This is a genomic window from Lachnospira hominis (ex Hitch et al. 2025) (genome assembly GCF_040096395.1).
GTDB lineage: Bacteria > Bacillota > Clostridia > Lachnospirales > Lachnospiraceae > Lachnospira > Lachnospira hominis.
This window is the reverse complement of the sequence record NZ_JBBMES010000007.1, coordinates 146,572-157,949: the sequence shown is the minus strand read 5'-3', so window position 1 is coordinate 157,949 and position 11,378 is coordinate 146,572. Positions and strand designations below refer to the sequence as shown.

Here is an 11,378-nt window from a genome sequence, read left to right as displayed (position 1 = left end):
AAGAAACAGCTTTAAATGAGTTAGAATTGTTCAAAGATAAATGGGATTCCAAGTACCCGAAAATCTATAAATCCTGGCATGATAACTGGGCAACTTTGTCCACATATTTCAAATATCCGGAGGCAGTAAGACGGCTGATTTATACCACAAATGCCATTGAAGGATTCAACCGCCAGCTCCGGAAGGTGACCAAAAGCAAGACAGTTTTTCCGTCAGATGATAGCCTTTTAAAAATGCTGTATCTGGCAACTATGGATATCACGAAAAAATGGACCGGACACAGGCAGGACTGGGGGCAGATCCATTCCCAGCTGGAAATCTATTTTGAAGAACGTCTAATCGGACGCAACCTGTAAAAACAGCTTGTTTTAGGCAGGTTTTATTGACATGCCCAAAAACTCCTGTATAATGCAGATATGGGCAGAATCCGGAAAATCGGCTCTGCCCATTTGTAACTATTCACAAATCTTATATCAGTTTTTAACGTTTACACAAAACTTGAAACGGTCTCGATGCTGTAATCAGGTCAGCACCCGAGTATAATGTGGATGATATTATAAAGGAATTAAAAGACTAGAAAATATGTGGGGCTGTATTCCCAACAGGAATACAGCCCGCTCAAATAATTTTTTAATTAACCAAAGTATCTCTTTAAAAGACCTTCAAAAGCTTTTCCGTGGCGAGCCTCATCACGAGCCATCTCATGAACTGTATCATGGATTGCATCAAGGTTAGCAGCCTTTGCTCTCTTTGCAAGGTCTGTCTTACCAGCTGTGGCTCCATTTTCAGCTTCTACTCTCATCTCAAGGTTCTTCTTTGTGCTGTCTGTTACAACTTCGCCGAGAAGTTCTGCGAATTTAGCAGCATGTTCTGCTTCTTCCCATGCAGCTTTTTCATAGTAGAGACCAATTTCAGGATAACCTTCTCTATGGGCAACTCTTGCCATAGCAAGATACATACCTACTTCTGAACATTCGCCATTAAAATTAGCACGTAAATCAGAAAGAATATCTTCGCTTACGCCCTTTGCAACACCTACAACATGTTCTGCAGCCCAAGTTCTTTCATCTGACTGAGCAACAAATTTATCTGAGCCTGCGTGACAGACTGGACATTCTGCAGGAACCGTATCACCTTCATAAACATAACCACATACTGAACATACAAATTTCATAATAGTAATCTCCTTTACGTTTAAATTTTTAAAAATAGTAATTGTTACTGTTTTCTATGCAACTAATATATCACGTTATTTACTGTTTGTCAACACTAAATAGTAATAATTCCTATTTTTGTTTCTTGGAACATTTTGGACATTTTCCGTAGAAAAACGAAACACTTCCTTCGATTATTCCGTCGAACTGGTTTGCTGCAGCAGAAACAAGAGCTTTCTCAGGCTTGGAATCATTAAAGTCTAAATCAATAATAGCTCCACATTCTGTGCATTGAAAATGGTAATGAGGCATAACATTTCCATCAAAATGAACCGAGCCATCATCGCAAGGCACTTTAACAGCCTGACCATTGTCAACGAGAAATGAGAGATTCCGATATACGGTCCCTAGGCTTATATTTGGAAATTCTTTGCTTACATTAGCATATACTACTTCGGCGGTAGGATGGTCTTTTCTTGAAATAAGAAAGTTTCTAATTGCATCACGCTGCTTACTGTGTTTTGTAGTAGCCATAATATATACCTCTTCTAATAATGATAATTATTACTATTATTATTTTAAAGAAAAAACCATGTAATGTCAATATATAAAATTATCGTTTACTGACATTACATGGTTAATATGCTCATAATAGAAAATATTATTTACTGCAATCCTTAATAAGAGACATAATTTTATCAATGGCTTCGCTTTGAGGGCTTGAATCCATTGCATCAATATATTTTTGTCTGTTTTTATACAAATCATCAACAGCAGCAAGAAGTTTTTCAGGAGTGATTTCTTCTTCGGTCATGACGCTTGAGTAGCCATGTTCTTTAAAAGAATTAGCATTGAGAATCTGGTCGCCTCGGCTCGCATTGGCAGAAAGCGGAATCAGAATATTAGGTTTTCTTAGAGCAAGGAGTTCGCATATTGCATTTGCACCGGCTCTCGAGATTACTATATCACTTATAGCAAATAAATCACGCATCTGGTCACTTATATATTCAAACTGGATATAGCCATCAATTCCGTTTAAAGAGGCATCAGTCTTTCCCTTGCCGCAGAGGTGGACAACCTGATATTTTTTGAGAAGCTCCGGAAGGATTGCTCTCACGGCATTATTTACTTTTACAGCACCGGTACTTCCACCGACAACAAGAATAATTGGTTTTGATGTGTTAAAACCGCATAATTTAAGTCCGGCAGGTTTATTTCCAAGAAGAAGTTCATGTCTTATAGGAGAACCGGTAAGAACTGCTTTGTCTTTTGGCAGATATTTAAGTGTTTCAGGAAAGTTGCAGCATATTTTTGTGGCTCCACGCATTGCTATTTTATTGGCAAGACCGGGCGTCATATCAGATTCATGTATTATTACAGGAATATGTTTATGGCTTGCTGCAAGAACAACAGGAACGGATACGAATCCACCCTTTGAAAAAACTATATCGGGTTTGATTTTTCTGATTAATTTTCTTGATTGGAAATATCCTGCAATAACACGAAAAGGATCAGTAAGATTTTTCCAGCTTTTATAACGGCGTAATTTACCGGATGAAATTCCATAATAAGTTATTCCAAGGTCTTCAATAAGTTGTTTTTCAATACCTGTATAAGAACCTATATAAGTTACCTGATATCCGGCAGCCGCAAGACTTGGAAGTAATGCAATATTAGGTGTTACATGTCCGGCAGTGCCACCACCGGTTAAAATTATCTGTTTCATTTTTTGGAACTTCCTTTCAATTCAATTACATTTTATGTGAAAATCTTTCCTTAAAACTGCAATGACAGCAAAGTGGCTCAACAGCACGTTTGTCACGGAATCTCTGAATGAAATTCTGCGTGCGTTCCTGTTCAAGGATTTCAGAAATATCCTGCACAAATATATTTCCAAGCGAAATGCATGCATTGCCATCAAGACAACATGGAACTATTGTTCCGTCAGAAAGTATGGCAATATGTGTGCGTAATCCCTGACAAAATCCTCTGTCATTATAGTATGAATTATTAATATCGGGCCATTCAAATGGTGACTGTACATTTATATATAATTTTTTTCTGATTGTAAGATTTTTTTGACCAAAAAGATTAGGTTTTTCGAGTGTTGTCCAAAGACGAAGCGATATTTCCGTGTCAGTTTTTTCATTAAGCATATTACAACATTCAGTTATATTTTTAAAATACGTGTCCATATCAATACAGTCATTATCATCAGCACTGTGCATTGAAATATTTATCTGATGAACCGGATGAACAATAAGTGTATCAAGTTGCTTTTTTAAAAGCGTTCCATTTGTTGTGATATTTACACGCATACCTTCATCATGGCATATCTGCAGAATATCACCAAGCTGCGGATGCAGAAGAGGCTCACCTTTTACATGAAGATATATAAATTCTGTAAGAGGCTTGACCTGTTCTATTACATGAGAAAATTCGTCGATGCTCATGAAGCGTTTGTCACGTTTTGTTTCCTGACAGAATGAACATGTAAGATTACAGGAACTTGTTATTTCTATATAAATACGTTTGAATCGTGTGACACGGTATTTTTTCACGCCTGCTCCTTGTACTGTGTTAATGCATTGGCAAGCTGGTCAGGACAGGATGTCGATCTGAATCCACACTTGATGCCGGACATTCTTTTTATTGCTTCATCTATATCCATGCCTTCTATAAGTGCTGCAACACCTTGTGTATTGCCTGAGCAGCCACCTTCAAAATGCACATTAGTTACTTTATTATCAACAACATCAAAATCAATTGAGCGGGAACATACACCGGATGTTTTATATTTCATTTTATAATCCTCCTTTGAAATTTATGCTAAGTATATCACATCAAAAAATGTGCCGCAAGGTCTTGCAAAAATGTGAAAAATCTATTATTATAAACATATATTAATGAATACATAAATGAGAATATGCGGTGAGGGTGCTGACAGCTGCTGTTTTCGTTACAAATTAAGGAGGATTATATGATAGGTATTATTGGAGCCATGGATGAAGAAGTTGAACAGATTGTGGCAGTTATGGATATAAAAAAAGAAGAGACTAAGGCATGTATGACATTTAAGGCGGGAATTCTTGCCGGTAAGGATGTTGTAATTGTAAGAAGTGGTATTGGTAAAGTTAATGCTGCTGTATGTACACAGATTCTTGTTGACGATTTTGGCGTTGATTATGTTATCAATACAGGTATTGCCGGTTCTTTAAAGGCTGAGATTGATATTGCGGATATTGTTATATCATCAGATGTTCTTCATCATGATATGGATGCGACAGGATTTGGATATCCACTTGGTCAGATTCCAAGAATGGATACACTTTCATTTAAAGCAGATGATAGACTTATCGAGCTTGCAAAGGAATCGTGTGCGAAGGCAGTCACTTCAGTAGGCGTTCATGTTGGACGAGTTGTAAGTGGAGACCAGTTCATTTCGGATAAGGCAGTAAAGGAAAGAATTTCGTCTGAATTTGCAGGATACTGTACAGAGATGGAAGGTGCGGCTATTGCACAGGCAGCATATCTTAATAAGGTTCCATTTGTGATTTTGAGAGCGATTTCGGATAAGGCAGATGACAGTGCAACAATGGATTATCCAACTTTTGAGAAGCAGGCAATTGCCAATTCAGTCCTTTTATTAAAGGAACTTGTTTCAAGAATTTAATTAATAAGGAAATTGATAAATATATGAACTTTTTGGAAGTTAAAAATATAGAGAGTTCATTAACAGGCACAGTTTACTATCATCTTCCGGGATTGTTTGAATTTTATGACTTTTACCGGGTGTTTTTGCCGTTATTTTATGAACACAGAGAATATTTTTATGACTGGTGTGATATTGGTTCAATATATGGTGCACCATCAGACTGTATATGGGGTGGCGGACGTGTTTCAGACGGAGATAGTAATCCTGAAGAAGTTCTTACTCTTTTAGAAGAATATGGGATTTCATCAAGGCTTACATTTAGTAATTCACTTTTGAAAAAAGAGCATTTGTCAGATAGAAAATGTAATGAACTTTGTAGACTATTTGAGAAAAATAATAAAATACAAAATGGTGTAATTGTTCATTCTGAATTATTACTTGATTATCTGAAAAATAATTATCCGGAATTATATCTGGTATCATCTACAACAAAGGTGATTACTGATTTTGATGAGTTTCTTATGGAAACTGACAGGGATGATTTTAAGTATGTTGTGCCGGATTTCCGCCTGAATAAGACATTTGACAGGCTTGGCAGTATGACATGCGGGCAAAAGGACAAAGTGGAGTTTTTGTGTAATGAATGTTGCTGGTTTGGATGCAATGACAGAAAAAAATGCTATGAAGCTGTCAGCCGTAAAAATCTTGGGGAGAATATATCTGAACATATATGCAGTGCTCCCGGTTCTAACGAAGGTTATAGATTTTCCAAAGCAATGAAAAATCCGGGATTTATTGGAGTTAATGATATAAAAGATAAGTATATTTCTATGGGATTTTCCAACTTTAAGATAGAGGGCAGAGGACTTGGAAGTGCATTAATTCTTGAATTTTTGCTTTATTATATGACAAAGCCAGAGTATCATGTTCATGTGAGAGAAAAAGTATATCTTGATAATATGCTGGACTTATTTTAGAAGTATTTGATATGAAAAAATCAGTATACAAAAATAAAGGTTGGTGAATATATGGTAGAAAATATTACAATAATTAAAGGGACTGATGGTCCGACGGCAGTATTTTTGGCGGGAAAAAATCATAGATATACGCTCAGACAGAAAATAAAGAAATATATATTTAATAGAAAAATGAAATTTGTCGAAAAAAGCCTGAAACCGGAAGGGCACACTGTTGATGAGGTTATTTATTATGCAAAAAATAAATACGGATTTGAAGAGGCTGATAAAGATTCTGACGAGTATAAAGAAGAGTATAATCAGATGCGTTCCTCTTTTATAATCCAATATAAACCTGAGTTGTTGGGTGATTTGACATCAGAACCTGAGTTGAAAGGCACATCTGAACAGGATATGCTTGAATTTATGGAGCAGAACGCAAAACGCATGGAAAGAGCACAAAATGTGCCTAAAGACCTGTTTGACATAGATTATCACAAGCTTATAAAAAGATTTAATGATAAAAATGATTATATGCATATAGATATTGAAAAAAATTATTCTTCAATAAGCGGTGGAGTATGTGGCAGTGATAAAATGGCAAAAAAATTTAACTGCATATACAAAGACATATACAGATATTATGGGGTGTCCGCACGGGATATCATGGAAAAAACGGAAAGGTATGAAGATGTAGTACATACGCTCAGCATGTAATTTATAAGATACAGAAAAGATTTTTGCGGGGGTGTATTGAATTATGAAGATTGAAAAAGTGACAGTTGAAGATGCAGAAGAACTTTTAGAGATATATGCACCATATGTTGAAAATACAGCAATAACATTTGAGTATGATGTTCCATCAAAAGATGAATTTGAAGAAAGAATAAAGAATATTTCTGCAAAATATCCTTATATTAAAGCAGTACATGAAGGAAAAATAGTCGGATATGCATATGCTGCAAGCTTTAAAGACAGAAGAGCTTATGACTGGTCTGTTGAAACAACAATTTATGTAAAAAATAACTGTAAGAGAATGGGTATTGGCAAGGTATTGTACGAGGTACTTGAACAGGAACTTAAAGATATGGGTATACTTAATATGAATGCATGTATTGCCTGCCCGGTACAGGAGGGAAGATATCTTAATGATGACAGCATACGTTTCCATGACAATATGGGATTTACTGAGGTCGGACATTTTCATAACAGCGGTTATAAATTCGGACAGTGGTTTGATATGATATGGATGGAAAAAATGATTGGGGAGCATAATGCTAATCCACATGAGGTAGTATGGCAGCAGGACTTTAAATTATAGAATTGTTGAAGTATAATATAAAACGGAAAAAAGGTAATCTTAAAAAATACAGGAGGATTATCGTATGAAAATACCATTTAAGGTTGATTTGACGGGAAAGACAGCAATTGTAACGGGAGGAAGCGGAACATTATGCTCAGCTATGGCATATGGGCTTGCCGTTAGCGGAGCAAAAACTGCCATAATAGGGCGTAATCAGGAAAAGCTTTTGAAGGTAGTTAATAAACTGACAGAAGATGCGTTAAATGAGTATGGCAAAGATGTTATCGTAAAGGGATACAGCTGTAATGTGACTGATAAAAATGAACTGGAAAAAGCGTACAGCCTAATAAGCAGTGAACTTGGAACGTGTGATATTCTTATTAACGGTGCAGGTGGAAACCAGCCGGGTGCAATAGCTTCAACAGAGATGTTAAAGAAGGAAAAAGGAGAAGATGATTATTCGTTCTGGAATCTTGATGAAGATAAAATAAGAGATGTAATGGATGTTAATTATATGGGAACACTTCTTCCGATTCAGGTTTTTACAAAAGATATGGTAGAAAAAAGAAGTGGAAGCATTATTAATATAGCATCTGTAACGTCAATTCTTCCGCTTACAAAGGTTGTTGCATATGGCAATGCAAAAAGTGCAATTTTTAATCTTACACAGTGGCTTGCAGTTCATTTTGGAGAGAGCGGAATAAGATGTAATGCAATTGCACCGGGATTTTATGCAGCAGAACAGAATCATTCTCTTTTATTTAATCAGGATGGAAGTTATACTGCAAGAGCAGGAAAGATAATTGCCGGAACACCGATGGGCAGATTTGGTAATCCGGAAGAACTTATAGGTGCAGCACTTTTTCTTGCAAGTGATGAAGCGTCAGGTTTTGTAAATGGCATTGTTCTTCCGGTTGACGGCGGATACAGTGCATACAGCGGTGTCTAAGACGGTATGTTTATATGATTTTTATGCGGTGGTGTGTCAAAAAAAGGCACATTGCCGTATTTTTTGTAAAACGATTGTTAATATGAGGACTTTAAAAAATATGATGCCTGAATTATAATATTTTTAAGTGATATGGAAGAAATGCTGTCATAAACTTCTTAATGTTACAGATAAATAAATGGAGGTTGTATGAAAATAATTTTATTGGGGATGTTAATTATATTTTTACTGGGGATGACGGCACAGCTTGTGGTTTATACGATTATGGCGTACATAAAAGAGGACTGCAGCCGTAAAATGATGAGAACGGTATTCGTGAAAAATACGATTTTAAGATATGAAGAGTGTACAAAGCTGGGAATTCCGGTTGATAATGTAAAAAGATTTGTGGAAAACACATTTGATTCGTGTATTTATGGTGGATATTCGCCGGATTTGATTGCTGATGTGTCAAAAAAATCCGGTAATATAATTATGGTAATGGGAATTCTGAGTGTAATTTTTCATATTAATAATTTACAGGAATGTTTTGTATATATATCAATGACTCTCCTTGAGGTAATTGCGTTAAGAGTTTCGGAAAAAATGACTGATTATAATGAAAATAAAAAGAATATTATTATTATAATGCAGAATGAACTCCTGCACTTTGAAAAATATTCGGAACTTTTGAAGGAAAATGTGAGAGGAATATATACGGAAAAGCTGAGGGGACAGGCAGCAGCTGAGTTTGGCAGGCTTAATAAACAGTACAAGCAAATCTTGAAAAATACCTAGGCAGGAAGTATAATTAAATAAGATAGTATTTTATTATTTTGTGGACTTTACTTAAAAAAGTAAAGAAATGGAGGTTATATATGGGACAGGTAAAATTTGATTATTCTAAGACAGCAGGTTATGTACATGAACATGAAGTTGAATCAATGAAAGCACTTACGGAGAGTGCAAGAAAGCTTCTTCTTTCTAAGAGTGGTGCAGGTAATGACTATCTCGGATGGATTGACCTTCCTGTTGATTATGATAAGGAAGAGTTTGCACGTATTAAGAAGGCAGCAGAAAAGATTAAGTCAGATTCAGATGTGCTTGTAGTAATTGGTATCGGTGGTTCTTATCTCGGTGCGAGAGCTGCAATTGAATTTCTTGGACATAATTTCTTTAATTCAGTTTCTAAGGATTTAAGGAAAGCACCGGAAATTTATTTTGTAGGTAATTCAATCAGTTCAAATTATCTTGCTGGGCTTGTTGATGTAATCGGTGACAGGGATTTTTCTGTAAATATTATTTCAAAGTCAGGAACTACAACTGAGCCGGCTATTGCATTCAGGGTGTTTAAGAAAATGCTTGAAGAAAAGTATGGAAAAGACGGGGCTGCAAAGAGGATTTACGCTACAACTGACAAGGCTAAAGGAGCATTAAAGAAGCTTGCTGACGCAGAAGGTTATGAAGAATTTGTTGTACCTGATGATGTAGGCGGACGTTTTTCTGTTCTTACAGCAGTAGGACTTCTTTCAATTGCAGTAAGCGGTGTTGATATAGACGAACTTATGGCAGGAGCAGCATCAGCAAGAAAACGCTGCATTGAGAATGATTTTGACAATAACGATGCAATGCAATATGCAGCACTCAGAAATATTATGTTAAGAAAAGGCAAATCAGTAGAAATTCTTTGTGATTATGAGCCAAGTCTTCATTATACACTTGAGTGGTGGAAGCAGCTTATGGGTGAGTCAGAAGGCAAGGATAACAAGGGATTGTTCCCGGCAAGTGTTGATTTGACAACAGATTTACATTCTATGGGACAGTTTATACAGGATGGTTCAAGAATTATGTTCGAGACTGTTCTTAATGTTGAGAAGACATCAAGAGAAATTGTTATTGAAAAAGAAGATGAAGACCTTGATGGACTTAATTACCTTGCAGGAAAGACGATGGATTTTGTAAATAAATGTGCCATGAATGGTACAATTCTTGCACATACGGATGGCAATACACCAAATTTAAGAGTTGATATTCCTGAGCAGACACCATTCTATCTCGGCGAATTATTCTATTTCTTTGAATTTGCATGTGGACTTTCAGGTTATATGCTCGGTGTTAATCCGTTTAATCAGCCTGGTGTTGAAAGCTATAAGAAGAATATGTTTGCACTTCTTGGAAAGCCGGGGTATGAAGCAGAAGGAGAAGAACTCCGTAAGAGAATTTAATTTTAACAATTAACAATAAGAGGAATTTATCATGAAAATTTTAATGCTTGATACAATTACATATGGTGATGATATTTCGCTTGATAAGTTTAAAACACTTGGTGAAGTTATAACATACCGGACAAGTACGCAGGAGGAAGCGTTACAGCGTATTAAGGAAATACAGCCTGATGTGGTTGTGACTAATAAAGTTGTGATTACAAAGGAATTGTTTGAAGCATCACCAAATATAAAGATGGTTGCTGAGACTGCAACAGGATATAATAATATTGACATTGAATATGCAAAGGCTCACCAAATAAGGGTTGCTAATGTTGCAGGATATTCAACGGAATCAGTTGTGCAGCATACATTCGCACTTTTATTTTATGTATACGAAAAATTAAGATATTACGATGAATATGTAAAATCCGGAGAGTATGTCAAAAGTCCGTGTTTTACACATTTTGACAAAGTATTTAATGAACTCAGTGGAAAGACATGGGGGATTGCCGGACTTGGAAGCATAGGAAGAAGAGTTGCAGATGTAGCCAAAGCGTTTGGATGCAGGGTGGTATATTTTTCGGCAAGCGGACATACATATGATACTGAATTTAAGAGAGTTTCCTTTGATGAACTTCTTGAAAATTCAGATATTATATCAATACATGCACCACTTAATGATAAAACAAATAATCTTTTTGATGATGCAGCATTTGCAAAGATGAAAAAGAATGCTGTTCTTCTGAATCTCGGCAGAGGCCCTATTGTAAATAATGCAGCTTTAACAAAAGCATTAAAAGAGAATATAATTGCCGGTGCGGGTCTTGATGTTATCGACAAAGAGCCGATTGCAGCAGATAATCCTCTTCTTGAGATACAGGACAGCAGCAAGCTTATTATTACACCTCATATTGCATGGGCAACTTATGAAGCACGCGTTCGTCTGATGGACGAGGTATATGAAAATATTAAAGCATTTGAGGCAGGAGAAAGCCGTAATGCAGTAGTATAAAATTTATGGGACAAAACATGTGAAAGTGTTTTGTCCCGTTTTTTATTACAAAGGTGATTTCGCTCCGGTTGAGTTGATACAAGTTTGATTAAAAATTGTTATTGAGCAATTATTATGATATTATTATAATTATATCACAAAAATAATCAACACAATGTTAAGA

14 protein-coding genes are annotated in these 11,378 nt (G+C 36.0%); 9 read left to right on the top strand and 5 right to left on the bottom strand.

From position 1 onward, the window contains the following. On the top strand, positions 1-356 hold a 356-nt coding region (locus WMO38_RS08520), incomplete at its 5' end, for a transposase (RefSeq protein WP_349162239.1). A 278-nt stretch (positions 357-634) separates the two neighbouring features. On the opposite strand, the gene WMO38_RS08515 is transcribed toward WMO38_RS08520, so the two are convergent. From WMO38_RS08515 to WMO38_RS08495, 5 genes are all read right to left on the bottom strand, one after another. Beyond that, positions 635-1,177: a rubredoxin-like domain-containing protein gene (locus tag WMO38_RS08515; protein WP_186837219.1), complete on the bottom strand. Its 543-nt coding sequence runs from the start codon at positions 1,175-1,177 to the stop codon at positions 635-637. A gap of 109 nt (positions 1,178-1,286) precedes the next feature. After that, positions 1,287-1,688, bottom strand: a complete 402-nt coding sequence (locus WMO38_RS08510) for a Fur family transcriptional regulator (RefSeq protein WP_021865108.1) — start codon at positions 1,686-1,688, stop codon at positions 1,287-1,289. Between the two features lie 127 nt (positions 1,689-1,815). Further along, positions 1,816-2,880: an undecaprenyldiphospho-muramoylpentapeptide beta-N-acetylglucosaminyltransferase gene (murG, locus tag WMO38_RS08505; protein WP_021865109.1), complete on the bottom strand. Its 1,065-nt coding sequence runs from the start codon at positions 2,878-2,880 to the stop codon at positions 1,816-1,818. Positions 2,881-2,905: 25 nt separating this feature from the next. After that, positions 2,906-3,715 (bottom strand): radical SAM/SPASM domain-containing protein, encoded by an 810-nt coding sequence (locus tag WMO38_RS08500; RefSeq protein ID WP_349162237.1) that lies wholly within the window; start codon positions 3,713-3,715, stop codon positions 2,906-2,908. Beyond that, on the bottom strand, positions 3,712-3,957 hold the full coding sequence (locus WMO38_RS08495; protein ID WP_349162236.1) for a TIGR03905 family TSCPD domain-containing protein: 246 nt from the start codon (positions 3,955-3,957) through the stop codon (positions 3,712-3,714). The genes WMO38_RS08500 and WMO38_RS08495 overlap by 4 nt, the downstream gene beginning before the upstream one ends. 177 nt (positions 3,958-4,134) lie before the next feature. On the opposite strand from WMO38_RS08495, the gene WMO38_RS08490 reads away from it, so the two are divergent. The 8 genes from WMO38_RS08490 to WMO38_RS08455 all read left to right on the top strand — a co-directional run bounded on the left by WMO38_RS08490 (position 4,135) and on the right by WMO38_RS08455 (position 11,215). Then, entirely contained in the window at positions 4,135-4,827 is a 693-nt protein-coding gene (locus WMO38_RS08490; protein ID WP_021865112.1) for a 5'-methylthioadenosine/adenosylhomocysteine nucleosidase, read from the top strand. Between the two features lie 23 nt (positions 4,828-4,850). Beyond that, positions 4,851-5,786: a hypothetical protein gene (locus tag WMO38_RS08485; RefSeq protein ID WP_349162235.1), complete on the top strand. Its 936-nt coding sequence runs from the start codon at positions 4,851-4,853 to the stop codon at positions 5,784-5,786. 51 nt (positions 5,787-5,837) lie between these two features. Then, positions 5,838-6,482 (top strand): hypothetical protein, encoded by a 645-nt coding sequence (locus tag WMO38_RS08480; protein ID WP_021865114.1) that lies wholly within the window; start codon positions 5,838-5,840, stop codon positions 6,480-6,482. Positions 6,483-6,525: 43 nt separating this feature from the next. Further along, entirely contained in the window at positions 6,526-7,086 is a 561-nt protein-coding gene (locus WMO38_RS08475) for a GNAT family N-acetyltransferase (RefSeq protein ID WP_349162233.1), read from the top strand. A 64-nt stretch (positions 7,087-7,150) separates the two neighbouring features. Continuing rightward, complete coding sequence (locus tag WMO38_RS08470) at positions 7,151-8,017, top strand: SDR family oxidoreductase (RefSeq protein WP_349162231.1); 867 nt, start codon at positions 7,151-7,153, stop codon at positions 8,015-8,017. Between the two features lie 189 nt (positions 8,018-8,206). Further along, positions 8,207-8,794, top strand: coding sequence for a hypothetical protein (locus WMO38_RS08465; protein WP_021865117.1), 588 nt, complete (start codon positions 8,207-8,209; stop codon positions 8,792-8,794). An 80-nt stretch (positions 8,795-8,874) separates the two neighbouring features. Next, on the top strand, positions 8,875-10,221 hold the full coding sequence (locus WMO38_RS08460) for a glucose-6-phosphate isomerase (RefSeq protein WP_186837127.1): 1,347 nt from the start codon (positions 8,875-8,877) through the stop codon (positions 10,219-10,221). A gap of 31 nt (positions 10,222-10,252) precedes the next feature. Next, the gene (locus WMO38_RS08455; protein ID WP_349162229.1) at positions 10,253-11,215 is read left to right on the top strand and encodes a D-2-hydroxyacid dehydrogenase; all 963 of its coding nucleotides are present in this window, start codon (positions 10,253-10,255) and stop codon (positions 11,213-11,215) included. Positions 11,216-11,378 lie beyond the last annotated feature (163 nt).